The organism is Stenotrophomonas sp. CCNWLW162, from assembly GCF_037203745.1.
GTDB lineage: Bacteria > Pseudomonadota > Gammaproteobacteria > Xanthomonadales > Xanthomonadaceae > Stenotrophomonas > Stenotrophomonas maltophilia_AQ.
This window is the reverse complement of the sequence record NZ_JBBCBL010000001.1, coordinates 429,295-450,048: the sequence shown is the minus strand read 5'-3', so window position 1 is coordinate 450,048 and position 20,754 is coordinate 429,295. Positions and strand designations below refer to the sequence as shown.

At 67.6% G+C, this 20,754-nt stretch carries 19 protein-coding genes; 12 read left to right on the top strand and 7 right to left on the bottom strand.

What is annotated here, in order from left to right:
• The first annotated feature begins 71 nt into the window (after positions 1-71).
• Both V9K93_RS02175 and V9K93_RS02170 read left to right on the top strand, forming a co-directional pair.
• On the top strand, positions 72-485 hold the full coding sequence (locus V9K93_RS02175; protein WP_008264835.1) for a MerC domain-containing protein: 414 nt from the start codon (positions 72-74) through the stop codon (positions 483-485).
• Between the two features lie 110 nt (positions 486-595).
• Positions 596-775 carry a 30S ribosomal protein THX gene (locus tag V9K93_RS02170; RefSeq protein ID WP_004150462.1) on the top strand — a complete coding sequence of 60 codons (180 nt, stop codon included), beginning with the start codon at positions 596-598 and terminating at the stop codon, positions 773-775.
• Positions 776-887: 112 nt separating this feature from the next.
• On the opposite strand, the gene V9K93_RS02165 is transcribed toward V9K93_RS02170, so the two are convergent.
• From V9K93_RS02165 to V9K93_RS02155, 3 genes are all read right to left on the bottom strand, one after another.
• Positions 888-2,147 (bottom strand): alkaline phosphatase family protein, encoded by a 1,260-nt coding sequence (locus V9K93_RS02165; protein WP_337302003.1) that lies wholly within the window; start codon positions 2,145-2,147, stop codon positions 888-890.
• A gap of 408 nt (positions 2,148-2,555) precedes the next feature.
• Positions 2,556-3,047 (bottom strand): methylated-DNA--[protein]-cysteine S-methyltransferase, encoded by a 492-nt coding sequence (locus tag V9K93_RS02160; RefSeq protein ID WP_012510484.1) that lies wholly within the window; start codon positions 3,045-3,047, stop codon positions 2,556-2,558.
• Positions 3,044-4,522, bottom strand: a complete 1,479-nt coding sequence (locus V9K93_RS02155; protein WP_136640096.1) for a DNA-3-methyladenine glycosylase 2 — start codon at positions 4,520-4,522, stop codon at positions 3,044-3,046. The genes V9K93_RS02160 and V9K93_RS02155 overlap by 4 nt, the downstream gene beginning before the upstream one ends.
• 349 nt (positions 4,523-4,871) lie before the next feature.
• On the opposite strand from V9K93_RS02155, the gene V9K93_RS02150 reads away from it, so the two are divergent.
• The 4 genes from V9K93_RS02150 (at position 4,872) to ubiM (ending at position 8,299) form a co-directional block, all read left to right on the top strand.
• Positions 4,872-6,035, top strand: coding sequence for a COG3904 family protein (locus V9K93_RS02150; protein ID WP_337302002.1), 1,164 nt, complete (start codon positions 4,872-4,874; stop codon positions 6,033-6,035).
• Between the two features lie 58 nt (positions 6,036-6,093).
• Entirely contained in the window at positions 6,094-6,639 is a 546-nt protein-coding gene (locus V9K93_RS02145) for a DUF4019 domain-containing protein (protein ID WP_046983173.1), read from the top strand.
• Positions 6,640-6,650: 11 nt separating this feature from the next.
• Positions 6,651-7,040 (top strand): MAPEG family protein, encoded by a 390-nt coding sequence (locus V9K93_RS02140; protein WP_032128357.1) that lies wholly within the window; start codon positions 6,651-6,653, stop codon positions 7,038-7,040.
• 80 nt (positions 7,041-7,120) lie between these two features.
• Positions 7,121-8,299 (top strand): 5-demethoxyubiquinol-8 5-hydroxylase UbiM, encoded by a 1,179-nt coding sequence (gene ubiM, locus V9K93_RS02135; protein ID WP_136638673.1) that lies wholly within the window; start codon positions 7,121-7,123, stop codon positions 8,297-8,299.
• A 25-nt stretch (positions 8,300-8,324) separates the two neighbouring features.
• Here the strand turns inward: ubiM and V9K93_RS02130 are convergent, their stop codons facing one another.
• Positions 8,325-8,546: an RNA-binding S4 domain-containing protein gene (locus V9K93_RS02130; protein WP_004150681.1), complete on the bottom strand. Its 222-nt coding sequence runs from the start codon at positions 8,544-8,546 to the stop codon at positions 8,325-8,327.
• Positions 8,547-8,811: 265 nt separating this feature from the next.
• Between V9K93_RS02130 and V9K93_RS02125 the strand changes: the two genes are divergently transcribed.
• The 6 genes from V9K93_RS02125 (at position 8,812) to V9K93_RS02100 (ending at position 18,428) form a co-directional block, all read left to right on the top strand.
• Positions 8,812-10,749, top strand: a complete 1,938-nt coding sequence (locus V9K93_RS02125; RefSeq protein WP_046983170.1) for a DEAD/DEAH box helicase — start codon at positions 8,812-8,814, stop codon at positions 10,747-10,749.
• Positions 10,750-10,976: 227 nt separating this feature from the next.
• Entirely contained in the window at positions 10,977-13,400 is a 2,424-nt protein-coding gene (locus V9K93_RS02120) for a putative bifunctional diguanylate cyclase/phosphodiesterase (protein WP_136638672.1), read from the top strand.
• Between the two features lie 109 nt (positions 13,401-13,509).
• A complete protein-coding gene (locus tag V9K93_RS02115; protein WP_295380499.1) occupies positions 13,510-15,174 on the top strand; it encodes a sensor domain-containing diguanylate cyclase in 1,665 nt (554 codons plus the stop codon).
• Positions 15,175-15,208: 34 nt separating this feature from the next.
• Entirely contained in the window at positions 15,209-15,931 is a 723-nt protein-coding gene (locus V9K93_RS02110; protein WP_012510490.1) for a pseudouridine synthase, read from the top strand.
• 144 nt (positions 15,932-16,075) lie between these two features.
• Positions 16,076-17,146, top strand: coding sequence for a sensor domain-containing diguanylate cyclase (locus V9K93_RS02105; protein ID WP_295380500.1), 1,071 nt, complete (start codon positions 16,076-16,078; stop codon positions 17,144-17,146).
• Between the two features lie 121 nt (positions 17,147-17,267).
• Positions 17,268-18,428: an AAA family ATPase gene (locus V9K93_RS02100; RefSeq protein ID WP_337302001.1), complete on the top strand. Its 1,161-nt coding sequence runs from the start codon at positions 17,268-17,270 to the stop codon at positions 18,426-18,428.
• A 30-nt stretch (positions 18,429-18,458) separates the two neighbouring features.
• Here the strand turns inward: V9K93_RS02100 and V9K93_RS02095 are convergent, their stop codons facing one another.
• Genes V9K93_RS02095 through V9K93_RS02085 form a run of 3 tightly spaced genes read right to left on the bottom strand, consistent with a single transcriptional unit; the run spans position 18,459 to position 20,707 of the window.
• Complete coding sequence (locus V9K93_RS02095) at positions 18,459-19,406, bottom strand: DMT family transporter (RefSeq protein WP_337302000.1); 948 nt, start codon at positions 19,404-19,406, stop codon at positions 18,459-18,461.
• Positions 19,407-19,451: 45 nt separating this feature from the next.
• Positions 19,452-20,267: a DUF72 domain-containing protein gene (locus V9K93_RS02090; protein WP_295380503.1), complete on the bottom strand. Its 816-nt coding sequence runs from the start codon at positions 20,265-20,267 to the stop codon at positions 19,452-19,454.
• Positions 20,264-20,707: a VOC family protein gene (locus V9K93_RS02085; RefSeq protein WP_295380504.1), complete on the bottom strand. Its 444-nt coding sequence runs from the start codon at positions 20,705-20,707 to the stop codon at positions 20,264-20,266. The genes V9K93_RS02090 and V9K93_RS02085 overlap by 4 nt, the downstream gene beginning before the upstream one ends.
• Between the last annotated feature and the right edge of the window lie 47 nt (positions 20,708-20,754).

The following is a 20,754-nucleotide window of genomic DNA, read 5'->3' as shown; positions in this document are numbered from 1 at the left end:
GAGGGAAACCGTGCGGGTCGGGAACAGATGTTATATTATTCCATAACGATTCGCCGACCCTGCTGGAAGTCATGTCCCTGTCCTCACGCCTGCGCCACCTGCTTGACCGTTTCGGCGCCACTGGTTCGATGCTGTGCGCGGTGCACTGCGCAGTGATCCCCGTGCTGCTGGCGGCGGCGCCGTCGCTGGGCCTGTCGTTCTGGCTGAGCGATGGGGTGGAACAGGCACTGGTGGTGTTCGTGACCCTGCTGGGGCTGTTCAGCCTGGTCTGGGGTTATCGCCGGCATGGCGCACTGCGTGCGCTGGGCTTCCTGATTCCCGGCCTGGTCGCGTTGTGGGCTGGCGTGCTGTACGACCCGCTGCACCACAACGCGGTGCCGCATGCGGTGGTGATGACCATCGGCGGCCTGCTGGTCGGTGTCGCGCATTTGGTCAACCTACGCCTCAACCACGGCCACGTGCACGACGCCAGCTGCGCGCACTAGGCGCTCCGTGATAGGCTTTCCGATCGTGCGCGGGGGCGCCCAGCAAGGCGGCCCCGCCGAACCCGTGTCAGTACGGGGTAACCAGATTTCACATTTGAGGAGTTGAAGACATGGGTAAGGGTGACCGCAAGACCGCCAAGGGCAAGCGCTACAACGCCAGCTACGGCAACGCCCGTTCGCACACCGCGAGCAAGGTCGCCGTAGGCGCCGCCGCTCCGGTTGCCAAGAAGACCGTGGCCAAGGCTCCGGCGAAGAAGGCTGTGGCGAAGAAGGCCGTCGCCAAGGCCTGATCCGGCCGGTCGACTGCTTCGAAGAAAAACGCGGCGCTTGGCGCCGCGTTTTTTTATGCCCGTCGTTCCGGTTGCTGCGTTCGCCGGGCCATGCCCGGCGGATGACGCTCGATCAGCGCAGCGTCTTCTTCAGCGTTTCCGCATTGCCGTCGTTCGGCGCCGCCGGTACCTGCAGCAGGTGGGCCAGCAGCGGGTAGACGTCGATATTGTCGAAGCCGTCGATCACCAGGCCCTGGCGGAACGACGGGCCGCTGGCCACGAACACTGCACGCATCGACGGCAGGGCATTGTCATAGCCGTGCGAGCCACGATCCTGATGGTCGCGCTTGGCGATCTTCTCCTGATGCAGGGCATCCCAGCCTTCATCCATCACGCAGACGATGGCGGGAATGCGCGGGTGAGTGCCGTAGTGCAGGCGCGCCGGCAGGTTCTCTTTCTTCCAGCACTCGTACCGGTCGTGACGACCGAGCAGGGCGCGCTCGGCGGCGGCTTCGTGACCGGCCAACGGCGCAAAACCCACCGACTGGCCCTGGCTGACATTGCGCGCGATGGCCGGGTCGACCATTGATTCGGTGGAGATCACCTGGCCGACCGGGACGCTGGCCATGCCATGGTCGGAGACCACGATGACGTTGGTGGTCGCGGCCAGGCCTCGTTGCAGCAGGCCGTCGAGTACCTGCCCGATGATCTGGTCGGCGCGCACGATGGCGTCGGCGTACTGCTTCGATTCGGGGCCGTGATTGTGGCCGGCCTTGTCCACGTGCTCCATGTACAGCGTGGTCAGGCGCGGTGCGTCGGCATCGGTCTGTGCAAGCCAGTCCAGCACGGTGCCCGCGCGTTGTTCCAGCGGTTCCTTGCCGTCGTACACGCGCCACTGGCTCGGGCGCACGCCACGGATTTCCGATTCGCTGCCCGGCCACGAGGTGGTGGCCGAACGTACGCCGGCGTTTTCGGCGCCGACCCAGATCGGTTCACCGCCCCACCAGCCGCTGGTGGTGACCGCCTCACGGTTGCTCAGCTCGAACCTGCCCAGCGTTGCATCGTCCATGCTGTTGTTGACGATGCCGTGGTGGTCCGGGCGCAGGCCGGTGACGATGGTGTAGTGGTTGGGGAAGGTCAGCGACGGATAGGACGGGGTCATCCAGCGAGCACGCACACCGCCATCGATCAGTCGCTGCAGGTTCGGGGTCAGGCCGCGGTCCAGCGCATCGGCGCGCAGGCCGTCGATGGAGATCAGCAGCAGCTTCGGCGGCACAGCCGCAGCGACGGAAGTGGAAGCGGAGGCGGAGGCGGAAGGGGCGGGCGCGGTGGTGGTGCAGGCGGCCAATGGCAGCAGCAGCGCCAGCGCGCAGGTCAGGCGTACGGAAGTCATCCGCCCATGATAAGCCGGTGCAATGACGCGCCCAAGACACGGCGCGCTATCGCGCGCCGTGTCCGCGCATTTTTCCTTGTCCCCGCGCCTGTCTGCGCGCCGTCCTCAACAAGAAGGGGCTTTTCCTCAGACATGTTCCTGATGCTTCCATCCACGCATGGCGTGGATCTGTCGTGTCGACCAAGGTCGACACCTACCCACAGCCGCGGGAATCTGTCGAAGGTGGGGCGGTATGGGGAGGCAGGACCGTTGGCGCCATGGATGGCGCCATCGAGCCCCCATGGACGGGTTTACGGCGTGTCCTGCCCACCCATACCGCCCCGCCCAACGCGTAGAAAATCGGAGCTGTATTGGCTATTGACCTTGCCCTTGCCTCTGCGGGTGCCGGGCGCAGCCCTGCCAGCCCTCTCAGGCGAACAGTGGAGCCTGGCGTTGTTCCAGTCGCAGCAGTGCGGCCTTGGTTTCCAGTCCGCCACCGAAGCCGGTCAGCGCGCCGTTGCTGCCTATCACACGATGGCAGGGCAGGATGATCGGCAGCGGGTTGCGTCCATTGGCGGCGCCGACGGCACGGGTCGCGCTGGGCTGCCCCAGATGCTGCGCCAACTGCAGGTAGCTCCAGGTCTGGCCGAACGGGATCAGCGCCAGCGCCTGCCACACGCGCAGCTGGAACGGCGTACCGCGTGGCGCCAGTTCAAGGTCGAAGCTGCTGCGTTCGCCGTGCAGGAACTGCAGCAGCTGCTCGCGTGCTTCCGGTAGCGCATCCGGCGCGTAGTGCCAGTCGTCGCGGCCGCGTGCCGGGTGACGGTTTTCCGGGAACAGCACGTGCGACAGACCACGCTCGTCACCGGCGATGGTCAGCACGCCGATCGGGCTGTCGAAACGGTCGAACAACAGGGTCATGTCGGTTCTCCAACGAATGTGCCGGACAGGTGCCAAAGATGCAGCACGGCATAGGCGCGCCAAGGGCGCCACGGTTGCGAGCGTGCTTCGGTGGCACGTTCGCTCAGGCGCTGGCCCTGCGCATGGCCGAGCACCTGCTGCAGTACGAGGTCGCCGGCGGGGAAGGCATCGGGCTGGCCGAGCCCGCGCAGGGCGATGTACTGCGCAGTCCACGGTCCGATGCCAGGCAGTGCCACACAGCGGGAAACGAACTCTTCCAGCGCCTGGCCCGGGCCGAAGTCGAGCGCGCCACTGGCACAGGCGGCGGCAAGCGCACGTACGGTGGCGGCGCGGCTGCGTGGCAGGCCGATCGATTCCAGCGGCGCTTCGGCCAGAAGCTCGGGGGCCGGGAACTGGCGATCGAATTCCGGCGGCATGCCCGGCAGGTGCGCGCCATAGGCATCCACCAGCCGCCGCGCGAAGGTAGTGGCCGCAGCCACGCTGACCTGTTGGCCGAGCACTGCGCGCACGCCTACTTCGAAACCATCCCAGCCGCCGGGCACGCGCAGCCCGGGGCGTTCGGCAATGCCGCGCGCCAGCAGCGGCTCTTCGCCGAGCGCGGTGTGTACCTGCTGCAGGTCGGCGTCCAGATCGAACACGCGACGTACGCGGCGCACGATGTCCGGGATCAGTCGCGGATCGACCGCGCCCAGCTGCAGCCGCAGTTCCGGGCGTTTCGGGTCGGCGGTGACGCGCAGCAGGGTGGGGCGCTCCGGTGTGCCGAGCACGCGCTGGTAGTTGTCTTCGCCGATCAGCTCGATGCCGGGCAGGCTGCGCTTGCGCAGGAAAGCCAGCATGCGCGGGAAATCCAGTGGTGGCCGGTATGCCAGACGCAGCACCAGGCAGCCATCGTCGGTGGCCAGCGGCTGGTGCTGGCGACGCAGTGCGGTCGGCGCCATGCCGCAGCCTTGCAGGAACGCGGTATTGAAACGGCGCAGGCTGTTGTAGCCGGCGGCCAGTGCGACATCGGTCACCGGAAGCGTGGTTTCGGTCAGCAGCTGCTTGGCCAGCAGCAGTCGATGGGTGGCGTGGATCTGCCCTGGCGTTGCGCCCAGATGTTCGACGAACAGGCGCTGCAGCTGGCGCGCGCTGAGTCCGATCTTCTCTGCGAGGTCGGCTACTGGCTGCTCCTGCAGGAAGCCGCCATGGATCAGGGCCAGTGCGCGCTGCACGGTCTGCCCGGCCAATGCCTGCTGCGCCTGCGGTGCCAGCTCGGGGCGACAGCGCAGGCACGGGCGGTAACCGGCTGCCGCAGCAGCGGCCGCCGTCGGGTAGTAGGTGATGTTGCGCGGCTTCGGTGGCGGTGCCGGGCACACAGGGCGGCAATAGATGCCGGTGCTGCGCACGGCGGTGAAGAACACGCCGTCGAAGCGTGCGTCGCGGGCCAGGCGGGCGCGGTCGCAGGCGGCGGTGTCGAGGGCGAGGGCGGTGTCCATGGCGCCAGTCTAGGCGCGTGCGGGCGGGGATACTCGCCGGATTCGGACATGGATGCTGAAGGGGGGTTCTGGCAGGGCCGCGCCCTGCACCCGCCGAGGCCAGAGCAACAGCAACAGCGGACTTCCGGGAGGGCGGGGTGGGTCCGGTTGCAGGGGGCGCTGCAAGACCCACCCCGCCTTCGACAGGTTCCTGCGACCTGTCGGGACGGCGTTCTGCACTGCTGTTGGTGGGTGTCGACCTTGGTCGACACGCTTTCCCAAGGGTCAGAAGGGGTTCAGTGCCACGCGCTGAATGCGCGTCGTGGACGGGTAGACTGTGGCTCTTGTTTACATGAAGACCGGTTGCCCGATGTCCGCCAAATTCCGCTGGTTGCCCCTGTTGTGCCTGGCCCTGGCGGGCTGCAGTCAGTTGGAGAATCCGGGCAATGTGACCGCTGCCGACAAGGCGGCGCGGGCGCCGGCCAGTGATGGCGAGAACATGGTGTCGATCAATGCCGCCGATGCACCGCCGCCGCCGGCGCCGCCGCGCAGCCGGGCGGATCGGCCGTGGCCGCAGGCGCAGCTGGAGAATGGCCGCGCCTGGGTCAGCTGCAGCACCGAGTATGCCGGCGATGCCGGCGACGGCACCGAGCTGGAAGGGCTGCAACGCGACCAGATCAGTCAGGCGCTGGCGCCGTGCGCCGAGCGAGGCCTGTTACGCGTGCGCTACGCCGGCAAGATCAATCCGGGCTTTGCCGAGATGATGTGGCGTTTGGCCGTGGTCGCCGACGAACAGAAGATCCACAAGCGCATCCTTGACCTGGACTCCAGTGGTGGCCAGGTGGAATCGGCGATCGTCGCCGGCGACAGCATCGGTGAATCGGGCTGGACCATCTGGGTGCGCGAAGGCTCGATCTGCCACAGCGCCTGCGTGTTCGTGCTGGCCGCCGGTGACAACCGCCTGCTGTCAGGCAAGGTCGGCATCCACCGCATGATGCGCATCAGTTCCAGGGCCACCTCGCGCGCTGAGCTCAACCGCGAGCTGCACGAGGTCTACGACAACGTGAAGGATTACCTGCAGCGCAACGGCGTGGCGGTAGGCGTGGCCGACCTGATGATGACGGTGCCCAATCGCAGCCTGCGCCTGCTGACGCCGGACGAACTGCGCCAGTACGGCCTGGACGGCACCAACGCGGTGCAGGACGACCTGGAGCGGATCAAGCAGATGCGTGCCTGTGGTGACGACTTCGTGCAGCGCAAGGACGCGTTCCTGATCGCCTTCGACCAGCAGTGCAAGCACGAAGGCGCCGACATGGAATCGATCAACAGCTGCGGCCAGGCGTTGAAGCAGCGCTTCGGCTTCCCCGATGCGGTGTGCCCGGAAGAAAGCCCACTGTCGGAGATCGATGTAGCAACGCTGCCGCCCGCGCCTTCGGAGCCACCGCCGGTGGCCGAACAGGCACCGGTGAATACTACCGCGCCCGCTGCACAGGCCGATGCAGCAGTGGTGGAAGGCAACGCCCCGGCACGCTGACGGCGTAGTCACTGCGCTGGCGTAGACTGCGGTTCTTTCCCGAGAACCGGCGGTGTCCATGAAGCGCGTGCTCCTGCTGCTGTCCTTGCTGCCCCTGACTGCATTGGCGCAGGCGCCTGCGCCCGCCACGCCTGCACCGGCGCCCGCCCGCCCGGCACCTGCTTCGCCAGCAGCAGCAAAACCGGCCACGGCCGGCGCACCGGCGCTGACCGCCGCGCAGCAGGCGCAGGTACAGAAACAGGACGCGGAAATGGGCGCGGCCGCAGTGAAGGCGGCGCAGCTGGTCGATGCCAACCGCGCCGGCGAATTGTGGGATGGCGCTTCGGCCGTCGCACGCCGTGCTGTACCGAAGGCGGCCTTCGTCAGCCAGTTGGCCAGCGAGCGTGCGCGGCTGGGCGCCCTGGCTGGCCGCGGCCAGCCGACCATCACCCGGGTCAAGTACAACGCCGGTGCGGCGGTACCCGAAGGCCTGTACATCAACGTCAGCTTCCCGACCCGTTTCGCCAACAGCGCACAACCCGTACGCGAACTTGTGTCGTTCCGTTTCGACGAGGACCATGTGTGGCGCCTGGCCGGTTACAGCCTGCGTGCGTCGGCACCCTGAGGAGATGAACGATGGCAACTGAACTGACGATGCTGGCCTGGTCGGTGCTGCTGGGCTTCGTCTACATCTTCGCCACCTCCACCGTAGTCACCCGCGAGCGCGGGATGAAGTGGAATGCCTCGGCGCGTGATGGCGAAGCCAGGCCACTCAGCCCGCTGGCCGGTCGCCTGCAGCGGGCCCAGGCCAACTTCCTGGAGACTTTCCCGTTCTTCGCCGCTGCTGCGATCGCAGTGGTGGTGGCCGGGCGCGGCAACGACACCACCGCATTGGCGGCGCAGGCCTACTTCTGGGCACGGGTGGTCTACCTGCCGCTGTATGCCGCAGGCGTGCCCTACGTGCGCAGCCTGGTCTGGGCGGTATCGCTGCTGTCGATCCTGGCGCTGGTGTTCGCGCTGCTGTGATCGTGGCCTGATCCAGATCAAGGCCGCTCAGGTCCGCAGCGCTATGCTGGCGGCGACTGAATCAACGGCAGGAGGCGCGCATGCGCAGGATGGACGTGGTGGTGGTCGGCGCCGGACCGGCGGGTCTGTGCTTCGCGCGCGCGCTGGCCGGCAGTGGCCTGCAGGTCGGCATGGTCGAAGTACAGCCGCGCCAGGCGCTGGCCGAGGCTGCCTTCGATGGCCGTGAGATCGCGTTGACCCATGCCTCGCGGCAGAGCATGGAACAGCTGGGCCTGTGGCAGCGACTGCCGGACGCCGAAGTCGCCGAATTACGCGATGCCAAGGTGATGAACGGCAGTTCGCCGTTTGCGTTGACCTTTGCCAGCAGCCAGGTCGATGGCCAGCCGTTGGGCTGGCTGGTGCCCAACCATCTGATCCGCCGCGCTGCATGGGATGCCGTGCAGGACCAGGACGGACTGGAACTGTTTGACGGGCGCAAGGTGCAGAGCGTGCAGGCCGATGCGCAGGGCCATGTGGTCACGCTGGATGACGGCAGCACGCTGCACGCGCGCCTGCTGGTGGCCGCCGACAGCCGCTTCTCAGCAACCCGCCGCATGCTCGGCATCGGCGCGCAGATGCGCGACTTCGGCAAGTCGATGCTGGTGTGCCGCATGCAGGTCGAGCGTGATCACCACCACACCGCATGGGAATGGTTCGGCTACGGCCGTACCATGGCACTGCTGCCGCTCAACGAGGGCCAGGCGTCTGCGGTGGTCACCTTGCCGCCGCGCCAGATTGAAGCGCTGCTGGCGATGGACGAAGTGGCCTTCGGTGACGCCATCAGTGACTGCTTCGAGCACCGTCTGGGCCGGATGCAGCCGGTGGCCACGCCGCAGGCGTATCCGCTGGTTGGCGTCTATGCGCACCGTTTTGTCGGCGAGCGTTCGGCGCTGATCGGCGATGCCGCGGTGGGCATGCATCCGGTCACCGCACATGGCTTCAATCTGGGCCTGGCCAGCGCGCAGCGGCTGGCGCAGGGCATCGTCGAACAGCAGCGTCGAGGTGCCGACATCGCCGCCGCCGGCATGCTGGCCAGCTACCAGCGCGGTCATCGGCTGGCATCGCGGCCGCTGTACGAGGCCACCAACGCGATCGCCAGCCTGTATACCGACGATCGCCGCCCGGCGCGGCTGCTGCGCGCGGCCGGCCTGCGTCTGGCGCAGGGCGTTGCGCCGTTCAGGCAGCTGATCGCCTCGCACCTGACCCAGCGCGTGGCCTGAACCGGTTCAGATCAGCCCGTTCAGATCAGCCGGCGGCCAGCACGCGGATCTGGCTGTCGGCGAATTCAACCACCTGGCCTGCGCGGATCTTGCAGGCCTTGCGCAGTTCGACCTCGCCGTCGACCAGCACCTGGCCGTCGCTGATGACCATCTTGGCCTCGCCGCCGCTGGTGACCAGGTCGGCCAGCTTGAGCAGCTGCTTGAGCTCGACGTAGTCGCCGTCGAGGTCGAATTCGAGAATCTGCATGGAACGGGTTTCCTGGGAAGGGGCGCCGGATTCTGGCCGGGCCGGGAGAGGGCGCGTATTGTGCGCCAGCACAGGGCATGACGGCACACGCACGGCAACCTGTATGCATGGTTCAGGATCAATGCGGTATGATTCCGCTCTGAGCGAGTGAAATCTCCTCCAACCGAGCAGCGCCAGGGCACGCGATAAGAAGGGCGCCCAAAGCGCGGACCATCACCTTTTTTATCGCACTGCCAGGAAGACGGCAGTGTCTTCGGAGTTCCCCATGTCCCAAGAATCCCAAGCGCAGCTGCAGTTCGCGCAGCTCGGCCTGTCCGAGTCTGTCATGCAGGCGGTCACCGCCATCGGCTACGAAACCCCGTCGCCGATCCAGGCTGCCACCATCCCGGCGATGCTGGAAGGCCGTGACGTGCTGGGCCAGGCCCAGACCGGCACCGGCAAGACCGCCGCCTTTGCGCTGCCGGTACTGTCCAACATCGACCTGCAGCAGATCAAGCCGCAGGCGCTGGTGCTGGCCCCGACCCGCGAGCTGGCCATCCAGGTCGCTGAGGCGTTCCAGTCCTATTCCTCGAAGATCCCCGGCTTCCGCGTGCTGCCGGTGTACGGCGGCCAGCCGTACGGCCAGCAGCTGTCGGCGCTGCGTCGCGGCGTGCACATCGTGGTCGGTACCCCCGGCCGCGTCATCGATCACCTGGATCGCAGCACGCTGGACCTGTCCGAGCTGAAGACGCTGGTGCTGGACGAAGCCGACGAAATGCTGCGCATGGGCTTCATCGACGACGTCGAAGCCGTGCTGAAGAAGCTGCCGGCCAAGCGCCAGGTGGCGCTGTTCTCGGCCACCATGCCGCCGCAGATCCGCCGCATCGCGCAGACCTACCTGCAGGATCCGGTGGAAGTGACCATCGCGGCCAAGACCACCACCTCGGCCAACATCCGCCAGCGCTACTGGTGGGTGAGCGGCATGCACAAGCTGGACGCGCTGACCCGCATCCTGGAAGTCGAGCCGTTCGACGCGATGATCATCTTCGCGCGCACCAAGGCCGGCACCGAGGAACTGGCCAGCAAGCTGCAGGCCCGTGGCCTGGCCGCTGCCGCCATCAACGGCGACATGCAGCAGGCGCAGCGTGAGCGCACCATCGCCATGCTGAAGGAAGGCAAGCTGGACATCCTGGTCGCCACAGACGTGGCGGCCCGCGGCCTGGACGTGGAACGCATCAGCCATGTGCTGAACTACGACATCCCGTACGACACCGAAAGCTACGTGCACCGCATCGGCCGTACCGGCCGTGCCGGCCGCAGCGGCGAGGCGATCCTGTTCGCCACCCCGCGCGAGAAGGGCATGCTGCGCCAGATCGAGCGCGCTACCCGCCAGCCGATCGAAGAAATGCAGCTGCCGAGCGTGGAAGCGGTCAACGACAACCGCATCAACAAGTTCACTTCGCGCATCACCGAGACCCTGGGCCAGGGCGGCCTGGACTTCTACCGCCAGCTGCTGGAACGCTTCGAGACCGAGCAGAACGTGCCGGCCATCGAAGTGGCTGCTGCACTGGCGAAGATGATGCAGGGCGATACCCCGTTCCTGCTGCAGCCGCCGGTGCGTGCACCGCGCGAAGAGCGTGCGCCGCGTGAGCGTTTCGAGCGCAGCGAGCGCCCGGAACGTGGCGACCGCAACGAACGTGGCCCGCGCTTCGAGCGTGGCCCGCGTCGTGACGATGCCGAGGGCGGCTTCGAGCAGCGCCCGCGCCGTGACGTGCCGCCGCGCGGTGCACCGGAGCAGGGCATGGAAACCTACCGCATTTCGGTCGGTCACCAGCATGGCGTGAAGCCGGCCAACATCGTCGGCGCCATCGCCAACGAAGCTGGCCTGGAGAGCCGTTTCATCGGCCGCATCGACATTCACGACGACTTCTCGCTGCTGGACCTGCCGGCGCAGATGCCGTCGGACGTGCTGACCCACCTGCAGAAGGTGTGGGTCTCCGGCCAGCAGCTGCAGATGCGTCCGCTGGCGGCCGGTGAAGAGATCAATCCGGCGCCGCGTCCGTTCAAGCCGCGCTTCGACAAGCGTGGTCCGGGCGGCCCGGGCGGCCCGGGTGGTCCGCGCCGCAGTGGCCCGGGTGGCCATGGTGGCGACCGCGGTGGTGACCGCGACAGCCGCCCGCCGCGCCGTGACGGCTTCAAGCCGCGCGGCCCGCGCAGCTACTAAGCCACACCTGCGGTCCTGAACAACGCCAGCCTCCGGGCTGGCGTTGTCCGTTGTGGGCCCGGAAAAGGGGACGGAGGGGATTAAGTCGCTTATGCCCGGCAGTGCGCTTATGCCGAAAACGACTTAATCCCCTCCGTCCCCTTTTCGCATGGCAAACACATTGGCGGTCATAGGCTGGCTCGGTTCCAAGGGAGGTTGTCACCGCAGCACATTCGGGGGGATCCGGGATGGGTAGGAGTGGCACGGACCAACACAGCCGGCGGGTGCCGATGACCCGTGGGCTGGGACTGCGCTTTGCGTTGCTGACGGGCATGGCGATCGGATTGGTCGCCTTGTCCGCCCTGATCCAGGAGCTGCAGGCGGCGTCCACGGCCTGGATTGCCGGGCAGGGCTACTGGTCACGGGGGCAGCAGGATGCGACTGCAGCGTTGAGCCGTTATCTGGCGCGCGGCCATGCCCAGGATCTGAACGACGCGCGGCAGGCGCTGCAGGTGCCCCTGGGCGATCTGCAGGCAAGGCTGGCGCTTGAACAGGCCGAGCCCGATGAGTCTCGGGCGCGGCAGGGCTTCCTGCAGGGCGGCAATGCCCGCGCCGATATTCCGCGGTTGGTGTTCTCGTTCCGCTATGCGCGGGACCTGGGTGCGTTCCGCGAAGCGACCGCGCTGTGGCGGCAGACCGATGGCGACCTGATGGCGGTGCAGGACCTGGTGGCGGAGCTGCAGCGGCGGCACGGCGGAGGCAGCTTGCCATTGACCGATCGTGATCGCTACCTGCAGCAGCTGCGGGATCTTGATCGACGCCTGCAGGTACAGGCGCAGGCGTTCTCGCAGGCGCTGCTGCGGATGGCCACGATGGTGCGGGTGGCGACGCTGATGGTCGGCGGCCTGTCGGTACTGGCGATCAGCCTGATGGCGGTGGCCCTGGCGCGTCGCGTCGGCAAGGACCTGACCGAGCATGAGAGCCGCTTCCGTGCCGCGTTCTACCAGGCCAACGTCGGCATGCTCAAGCTCGACACCGATGGCAAGGTGATGGAGGCCAACCAGGCGATGGCCGATATCCTGGACTATCGCCGTGACGTGCTGCTGCAGATGTCACTGGGTGACCTGCTGATGGAAGGCGAACTGGTCATCGATGGCGTGGGCCGCATCGACTGGGACCGGCAGCTGCGACCGAGCGAGCTGCGCTTCTGCCGCCGCGATGGCAGCCTGGTCTGGGGGCGCTGGAGTGGTACCGGCGTGCGCAGTGCCGGGGGTGGGCTGTCGGTGTTCGCGATCATCGAGGACGTCAGCCAGAACCATGCACTGGCGCGCGAGATCGAGCATCACGCCAGCCACGATCCGTTGACCGGCCTGATCAATCGTCGAGAGATCGAGCGGCTGCTGGAACGCTCGCTGCTGCAGGTGCGCAGCGAGGGCGGCACGCATTCGCTGTGCTACATCAACCTGGATCACTTCAAGCTGGTCAACGACAGCTTCGGCCATGCTGCCGGTGACCAGATGCTGCGCAGTTTCGCCGACTACCTGGTGGCCGCAGTGCGTGATGGCGACTGGGTGGGCCGGCTCGGTGCAGATGAATTTGCGGTGTTCCTCGCCCATGCCGGGCAGGACGAGGCCAAGCGGGTACTGCAACGGGTGATCCGCAACCTGGGCCAGGCCACGTTCCCGATCAGCGAGGGCAGCCCGCAGTTGAGCTGCAGCATCGGCGTGGTCGAGGTCAGTGCCGAGGCGCCGGACGCGAACTGGTTGATGAGCGCCGCCGACAGCGCCTGCTATGCGGCCAAGCAGGCCGGGCGCAACCGTGTGCACTGCTTCAACGAGAACCGCATGGCGCTGGAGGAGCGGCGCCAGGAAGCCGAGCGCCTGCAGGGCGTCAGCCTGGCGATGGCCGAGAACCGCATGCTGTTGTATGCACAGCGCATCGCCCGGGTGGGGGATCCGTCCTACCTGCACTACGAAGTGCTGGTGCGCATGCGCGGTAGCGATGGCAGCCTGCACCTGCCCGGCCAGTTCATGCCGGCCGTGGAGCGTTATGGCATGGCCGTGGCGCTGGACCGGCACGTGCTGGGGCTGCTGTTCCGCCACCTGCAGGTCTGCCCGGCACACGTGCGCCAGCTGGGGCTGTGCAACGTCAATGTGTCCGCGCAGTCGATCGCCGAGCCCGGCTTCCTGGCCTTCGTCTGCGATCTGCTCGAGCGCAACCGCGCGCTGGCCTCGAAGCTGTGTTTCGAGATCACCGAGACCGCGGCGATCAGCAACCTCAGCCAGGCCCGCGCTTTCATCGATGCGGTGAAGGCACGCGGCTGCCGGATGGCATTGGACGATTTCGGCTCCGGCCTGTCCTCGTTCGGCTACCTGCGCCAGTTGCCGGCCGACATCCTCAAGATCGACGGCGCATTCGTGCGTGACATGGATACCGACCCGATCAGCCACGCCACCGTGCGTGCGATCAGCGAGCTAGGGCGTGAACTGCAGATGGAGGTGGTGGCCGAATGGGTGGAGACCGCCGAGGTGGCCGCCGCGCTGACCCGGCTCGGCGTGCAGGGGTTGCAAGGGTATGCGATCGAGCGACCGCAGCCGCTGGAACGGATGACCCTCAGTGACCTGAGGCCGGTGCGCCTGGTGGCGGTGAAGGGGCCTCCGGCAGCTGGCTGAACGGCCGGTGGCGACTTTGGTCTACACATGCGCTGCGCGCCCGGCTGCGATAATGCGCGCCAGGGGCGACGCGCAGTGGGCGCGGACGTAAGCAGGAACAGGATGTGGCGTGGGCGTCAGGCAGTGGCGGTACGAAACAGGGACGCTGCTGGTCGTCCTGCTGATGGGATTGCTGTTTCCCGATCCGGCGCGCGCGCGCATGGCCGAGGCCGGCCGGGATTTCCTGCTGGTTGGCGCACCTACGGATGAACCGACGCCGCATCGTGGCTGCACGCCCGCGATGCTGGCCGGGCCACGCGAGCAGGTAGAGGTACCGGCGCCGCCCGGGGGGTGGTCGGGGCAACCCCAGGCCCTGGATGTGTTCAACGTGTTCGCTGGTGAAGTCCGCGTACAGCATGGCGACCGCGAGATCTGCGGCAACATGCACGATGCACGCACCCGTGATTCACGCTTCCGTGCCGGCATCGGCCTGGTGGCGGTGCCGGCAGCTGGCAGCCATGAGCCGTTCCTGGTGTCGTGGCAGGCGCCGCTGAAAGCGCGCTGGGTGCCGACCTTGCGGCTGGGTGCGCCCAGTCCGGTCCAGCAGAACGATACCGCCCGCCTGCTGGTGCGCGCGGCCTGCATCGCGGTGGCGATCGCGCTGGCGCTGTCGGCATTGATGGCCTACCTGACCACCCGTGACCGCAGCTTCCTGGTCTACATCGGCGCGACGTTCGTGGTGGTGGTGTGGCAGGCGATTCTTGGCGGCTTGAGCGGCTACCCCGAACCCTGGCTGCCGGTGGGGGAGCGTGGCGCATGGTGGCTGCTGGCGCTGACCGCTGCGACCCAGGCGCTGGTACTGCCCGCTCTGTGGCGCCTCAACGGCGGGGACCGCCTGCTGCCACGCTCACGGCCGGCACAGCAGGGCGTGCTGTGGGGCCTGATGGGATTGGCCGCGCTGGTACCGTGGCTGCGCTGGGAAACCCTGGCGCTGGTCGCGCAGGGCCTGCAGCTGAGCTTCATCCTCGGTTGCCTGCTGTCACTGGCCGCCGGCATGCGGGCGTGGTTGCGTGGTGACTGCTGGGCGCTGGCAGGCCTGGCGGCGCTGGTGCCGCTGCTGGTGATGATCGCCGCCGATGCCAGCAGTGCGGAGTGGCTGCTGGAGTACCGGGTGGAAGCACTGCAACTGTCGGTGACCTGGCTGCTGATGATGGCGGCCTATGCCCTGAACCAGCGGCTGGGGCGGCTGCGCCAGCAGCGTGATGAGCTGCGCCAGCTGGCCGAGACCGACGGCCTGACCGGATTGCCCAACCGCCGCGCCGGCCTGCAGCAGCTGGCCCGGCACCTGGAGCGGGTCGATCGTGAGCGTGGCCCGCTGGTGATCGGCTTCCTGGACATCGATCTGTTCAAGGACATCAACGACCGCCACGGCCATGCGGTGGGGGACCAGGTGCTGGTGGCGGTGGCGCGCGCGCTGCGGACTGCGGTGCGCAGCGAGGATGAGGTGGTGCGGATGGGCGGCGAGGAATTCCTGCTGCTGATGCCGGGCATGCCGCGCGAAGCGGCGTCGGCGCGGCTGGATCGGCTGCGCCAGCGCATCATCGAGGCTGGCCAGGCATTGCAGGTCCCAGGGCTGGAGGTCACGGCCAGCATCGGCCTGGCACAGTGGCGTCCGGGCGAGGATGACCTGGCCGCGCTGCTGCGCCGGGCCGACCATGCCATGTACGTGGCCAAGCGGGCGGGCCGCAACCGCGTCTTCGACGGCGAAGAACTCGATCCACCCGTGCCGGAATGAAGCGCAGCGGGCGGCGATGCCGGATAATGGGCCGATGACCACCCGACTCAACAAACATATCGCTGACACCGGCTTCTGCTCCCGCCGCGAGGCCGATCGCCTGATCGCCGCCCGCCGGGTCACCGTCAACGGCCACCCGGCCGGTACCGGCGCGGTGGTGGGCGAGGAAGACCAGGTGCTGGTCGACGGCCAGCCGCTGCGCGCGCGCGTTGCACGCAAACCCGGTACCCGCCGCCACGTCTACATCGCGCTGAACAAGCCGGTGGGCGTGACATGCACCACCGAAACCTCGGTCAAGGGCAACATCGTCGACTTCGTTGGCCATGAACAGCGCATCTTCCCGATCGGCCGTCTCGACAAGGAGTCTGAAGGGCTGATCCTGATGACCAGCAACGGTGACATCGTCAATCAGATCCTGCGTGCCGAGAACGGCCATCAGAAGGAATACCTGGTGGCGGTGAACAAGCCGGTCACCGACGAATTCCTGCGTGGCATGGCCCGCGGCGTGCGCATCCACGACCAGATGACGCTGCCGTGCAAGACCTCGCGCATCGCCAAGTTCGGTTTCCGCATCACCCTGCAGCAGGGCCTGAACCGGCAGATCCGCCTGATGGCTGCCGAGTTCGGCTATCGCGTGACCCAGCTGCGCCGCGTGCGCATCGACAACATCAAGATCGGCGCGCTGAAGCCGGGCCAGTGGCGCAACCTGACCGAGCAGGAACTCCAGGGCCTGCTGCCGAAGCAGCTGGACTGGTAACGCGAGGTAGTGCCGGCCGCTGGCCGGCTGCACCAGGCATCGGATGAGCGCGGGATGCCGGCCAGCGGCCGGCACTACCCGTTGCGCGGATTGCGGACCGGCATCGGCTAGACTCCGCAGTGACCTGCCGGAACGTGACGCTGCATGATCAAGCCCGACAAGCCTGCCAACGAAGCCCTTCGGCTCGAGGCGCTGTACCGCTACCGGATCCTGGATTCGCAGCGTGAGAAATCCTTCGACGACCTGGTCGCGATCGCCAAGGCGGTCTGTGGCACTTCGATGGCGGCGGTGACCCTGATCGATGTGGAACGGCAGTGGTTCAAATCGATCCAGGGCATCGACGCGGCGGAGAACCTGCGCAGCGATTCGATGTGTGGCCACGCCATCCTGCAACCGCAGCAGATCATGGTGGTGGAGGACGCGTTGCAGGACGCCCGCTTCCATGACAACCCGGTGGTGACCGGCGACCCGCACATCCGTTTCTATGCAGGCGCGCCACTGATCAGCTCGGATGGCCTGCCGCTGGGCACGCTGTGCGTATTCGACGCGCATCCTCAGCACCTGCCCAGCGACAAGGCCGAGGCGCTGGCGGCGTTGTCGCGGCAGGTGATGCTGGTGATGGAGCTGCGCCGCTTTGCGCTCGACATCCAGAAGCACATGCTGGAACGTGATGATTACGAGCGCCTGCTGTCGGAATACCAGGACGTGCTGCTTGCGCAGAATGCCGACCTGGCCGAGCAGAGCCGTACCGATGCGCTGACCGGCCTGCCCAACCGCCGCGCGATGGCGGCGGCGCTGGAAGAGGCGGTTGCGGTGGCGGATGGTCAACCGGGCGTCGCCTGCGTTGCGCTGCTCGACATCGACCATTTCAAGCACATCAACGATTTCCAGGGCCACGCCACCGGTGACCGGGTGCTGGCCGAGCTGGGTGTGCTGCTGCGCTCGCACTTCACCGGCCGCGGCATGGCTGCGCGCTACGGCGGCGAGGAGTTCGTGGCGGTGATGCCGTCGACCGACCTGCACACGGCCGAACTGCAGTGCGAGTTCCTGCGCCTGGCGGTGGCCGACCTGCCGCTTGGATTCCCGGTCACGGTCAGCATCGGTGTTGCCCAGCACCAGCCAGGTGAAAGTGTGGATGACACGCTGGCTCGCGCCGACAAGGCGCTGTACCGGGCCAAGGGCAATGGCCGCAACCGGGTGGAACGGGCGGGCTGAAGCACCCTCAGGTAGATCAACGCCACGCGTGGGTGAAGAATCCATTCGAATGCCGTGCGCGTCGCATTCCCTGCGATCCACGCGCTGCACCATGGCGCTACTATTCCCACGGACGCCGACCATGCTGCAGACCCTGGCCATCGCCCACTACCGTTCGTTGCACGGGTTGGTGCTGCCGCTGCAGCAGCTGAACGTGGTCACCGGCGACAACGGCAGCGGCAAATCCAGCCTGTACCGCGCGCTGCGCTTGCTGGCGGAGACCGCGCAGGGCGGCGTCGCGGCGGTGCTGGCCCGTGAAGGCGGCCTCGCTTCGGCATTGTGGGCGGGTCCGGAAAAACCAGATCGACGGGTCACTGCCGGTGAGATTCCATTGCAGGGCGGCCCACGCCAGGAATCGGTGGGACTGAAGCTGGGCTTCACCACTGACGAATTCGGCTATGCCATCGATCTGGGCTACCCGCCACCGAGCCGTTCCGCATTCGCACTGGACCCGCAGATCAAGGCCGAGGCGATCTGGGCTGGGCCCTTCCTGCGCAGTGCCAACCTGCTGGTCGACCGCCGTGGTGCAATGGTGCGGCAACGCCATGCGCATGGCTGGGATCTGGTTGACGACCACGTGTCACTGTTCGACAGCCTGTTCACCCAGGTCGGCGATCCGCAGCGCATGCCGGAGACCATCGCCCTGCGCGAGTACATCCGTCGCTGGCGCTTCTACGATCATTTCCGCAGTGATGCCGACGCACCGGCGCGGCAGCCGGCGATGGCCACGCGTACGCCGGTGCTGCATCACGACGGCCGCGATCTGGCCGCAGCGTGGGTGACCATTCTCGAGATCGGGGATCCGGGCGCACTGGCGCGCAGCGTGGACGATGCTTTCCCGGGTGCCACGGTCAGCTTCGAGCCGCTGGATGGCCGGCTGGCCCTGCGCTTCCACCAACCCGGCCTGCTGCGGCCGTTGTTGATGGCCGAGCTGTCCGACGGCACGCTGCGCTTCCTGCTGCTGGCCGCTGCGCTGCATACGCCGCGTCCGCCACCGTTGCTGGTGCTCAACGAGCCGGAGACCAGCCTGCACCCCGATCTCCTGCCGGCGCTGGCGCGGCTGATCATCGCCGCCAGCGCACGCAGCCAGGTATGGGTGGTTTCACATGCCAGCCGCCTGATCGCGGCGCTGGAACAGGCGCCCGGATGCCACTCGCTGCACCTGCAGAAGGAACATGGCCGCACGCTGTTGAGCGGGCAGGGCCTGCTGGATGCACCGGCATGGCATTGGCCGCAGCGTTGACACGGCCATCCACGCCCGGGGTGACTGCGCTCAGTCGGCGATGTTGCGTGCTTCGGCGGTACCGAGAATCTCCGGGTGCTGCACCGGCCTGCGGCGGTTCAACAACGGGTGCAGGAATACCGCGCCCACGATGATCGCCACGCCCAGGTAGAACCACGGGGTGACCTCGTGCTGTTCACGCAGTAGCACCACCGCCAGCAGCACGGCATAGACCGGCTCCAGGTTGGTCACCAGCTGCACGGTGTAGGCGCTCAGGTGGCGCAGCGCGACCAGCGCCAGGGCGAACGGCAGCAGCGTGCAGAACCCGGCCAGCACCAGCAGCAGGATGCCGTCGTGCAGGTCCGGTACCACCCAAAGCGGGCTGGCCAGCGCCGGCAGCAGGTAGGGCATCAGCGGCGCCAGCAGGGTCAGGGTGAGGGTACCTGCACCCAGTTCCAGTGCCGTGACCGTAAGCGGATCGGCGTGGCTGACCATGCGCTTGTTGAGCGAGCCGAACACCGCCACCAGCAGCGCCGATATCGCGCCGATCAACACACCCAGGCGCATGCCGTCGGGCACGCCACCGACCACCAGTGCCACGCCCGGCAGCACGGCCAGGCCGAAGGCCAGTTCACGCAGCTGGAACGGCCGTTTGGCAACCCAGGGTTCGATGATCGAGGTGAACACCGGTGCCAGCGCGATGCAGGTGGCGGCCACCGAAGCGTTGGCCAGTTTCACCGCACCGTAGAAGGTCAACCAGTGCAGGGCGACCAGCGCGCCGATGCCGGCATAACCTGCCACCAGTCGCAGTGGCAGGGTACGCAGCCCGCGCCAGACCCGCGGCAGCAGGGCCAGCATCGCTGTCACCAGCAGCATGCGCCACCACACCAGCGGCAGCGCGGGCAGGGTGATCAGTTTGCCGAGGATGGCGGTGATGCCCCACAGCAGGACACAGAAGTGGATCTGCCACAGCGCTTTGCGGGTGTCGGGTGTGCTCATCGGCCTATTGTGAGGCAAGGCGGCGCCCGTCGCGCATCGGTCGTGCTATGCGCCGCCGTCTACGTGCCGCTGCAGCGCCATTGCCGCCGCAGGATTGCGCGCTTTGGCAGCGCCTATGCACAGCAGGTAGACCTCGCGCGGTGTTTCCGTGGCTGCCGTGGCGAGGCAGGGCAGGTCGGCCACCGGCTCGCCGCGTGACCAGCGTCCTGCGCGCTCCGCCCAGCGCTGCTGCACCGGGGCCGGCAGGCCCTCGTTCAAGCGTGCCTGGCTGCGCTTGATCCGCGCGTAGACGAAGCCGGCACTGACATCTCCATGCAATGGCGCCTCGTCGCTGTCCTCGATCACCAGCGCCACGCCATGGCGGCGCGCGGCGGCGACCAGTGCCGGGCCATGTGCTTCGGCGTTGCGAACCTCCAGCGCGTGCTGCAGCGGCACGCCGTCCAACTGCCTCGGCAGCTGTTCCATCATTGCGCCCAGCGCTTCGGCATCGGCCGGATGGCGTGGGTCGAACTGCCACAGCAAGGGGCCAAGCCGGTCACCCAGCGCGAGCGCCGCCTGCAGGAACGGCGCTGCAGCTTCCACGGTGCTGGACAGGTCGCGACGTTGCACCAGGTAGCGCGGCGCCTTCATCGAGAAACGAAAGCCCTCCGGCGTCTGCGCGGCCCATTGCGCGCACTGGGCGGCAGTGGGCGTGCGGTAGAAGGTGCCGTTGATCTCGATGCAGCGTAGCGCGCGGCTGGCATGGGCCAGTTCCTCGCGTTGCGGCAGGCCCGGCGGATAGAACATGCCGCCGCGCCATTCGGGAAACACCCAGCCACCGATGCCGCAGCGGATCGCGGCCTGCGTCGTTGCGGCAGTCACTGGCCGTGGTCCACGCGCCACGGATCGTAGCTGCCGAACCACCACAGGTAACCTTCTGGGTCGGCACAGGCGTAGCCACGGCCACCGTAGTCCTGGTCGGCAATGTCGATGACGATGCGAGCGCCGGCGGCCTTGGCCCGCGCGTAGTGCGCGTCGGCATCGGCAACGATCACGCAGGCGCTCTGGGTCTGGCGGCCGCCGACCTCGTCCGGCATCACCGCCAGCTTGGACCATTCGCCGCTACTGCTGCTCGAGCCGAGCATGATCATGCCGCTGCCATATGTGAGCTGCGCATGGAACACGATATCGCCGTCGGCATACACCGCCTGGACGTGAAAACCGAAGGCGCGTTGCAACCACTCGATGGCGGCCTGCGCGTCACGGTAGCGCAGGCACGGAATGATGGTCGACCCGTTGCTCGGTTGTCCGTTCTCGCCCATGACACCCCTCCTATGGCACAGGGCAGGCTGCGCCCGGGGCCGTTACC

Bases quoted from the DNA above. Each gene is read 5' to 3' on its own strand.
- V9K93_RS02175 (WP_008264835.1), top strand. From the start codon at position 72: ATGTCCCTGTCCTCACGCCTGCGCCACCTGCTTGACCGTTTCGGCGCC.
- V9K93_RS02170 (WP_004150462.1), top strand. From the start codon at position 596: ATGGGTAAGGGTGACCGCAAGACCGCCAAGGGCAAGCGCTACAACGCC.
- V9K93_RS02165 (WP_337302003.1), bottom strand. From the start codon at position 2,147: ATGACTTCCGTACGCCTGACCTGCGCGCTGGCGCTGCTGCTGCCATTG.
- V9K93_RS02160 (WP_012510484.1), bottom strand. From the start codon at position 3,047: ATGACCCTGTTGTTCGACCGTTTCGACAGCCCGATCGGCGTGCTGACC.
- V9K93_RS02155 (WP_136640096.1), bottom strand. From the start codon at position 4,522: ATGGACACCGCCCTCGCCCTCGACACCGCCGCCTGCGACCGCGCCCGC.
- V9K93_RS02150 (WP_337302002.1), top strand. From the start codon at position 4,872: ATGTCCGCCAAATTCCGCTGGTTGCCCCTGTTGTGCCTGGCCCTGGCG.
- V9K93_RS02145 (WP_046983173.1), top strand. From the start codon at position 6,094: ATGAAGCGCGTGCTCCTGCTGCTGTCCTTGCTGCCCCTGACTGCATTG.
- V9K93_RS02140 (WP_032128357.1), top strand. From the start codon at position 6,651: ATGGCAACTGAACTGACGATGCTGGCCTGGTCGGTGCTGCTGGGCTTC.
- ubiM (WP_136638673.1), top strand. From the start codon at position 7,121: ATGCGCAGGATGGACGTGGTGGTGGTCGGCGCCGGACCGGCGGGTCTG.
- V9K93_RS02130 (WP_004150681.1), bottom strand. From the start codon at position 8,546: ATGCAGATTCTCGAATTCGACCTCGACGGCGACTACGTCGAGCTCAAG.
- V9K93_RS02125 (WP_046983170.1), top strand. From the start codon at position 8,812: ATGTCCCAAGAATCCCAAGCGCAGCTGCAGTTCGCGCAGCTCGGCCTG.
- V9K93_RS02120 (WP_136638672.1), top strand. From the start codon at position 10,977: ATGGGTAGGAGTGGCACGGACCAACACAGCCGGCGGGTGCCGATGACC.
- V9K93_RS02110 (WP_012510490.1), top strand. From the start codon at position 15,209: ATGACCACCCGACTCAACAAACATATCGCTGACACCGGCTTCTGCTCC.
- V9K93_RS02105 (WP_295380500.1), top strand. From the start codon at position 16,076: ATGATCAAGCCCGACAAGCCTGCCAACGAAGCCCTTCGGCTCGAGGCG.
- V9K93_RS02100 (WP_337302001.1), top strand. From the start codon at position 17,268: ATGCTGCAGACCCTGGCCATCGCCCACTACCGTTCGTTGCACGGGTTG.
- V9K93_RS02095 (WP_337302000.1), bottom strand. From the start codon at position 19,406: ATGAGCACACCCGACACCCGCAAAGCGCTGTGGCAGATCCACTTCTGT.
- V9K93_RS02085 (WP_295380504.1), bottom strand. From the start codon at position 20,707: ATGGGCGAGAACGGACAACCGAGCAACGGGTCGACCATCATTCCGTGC.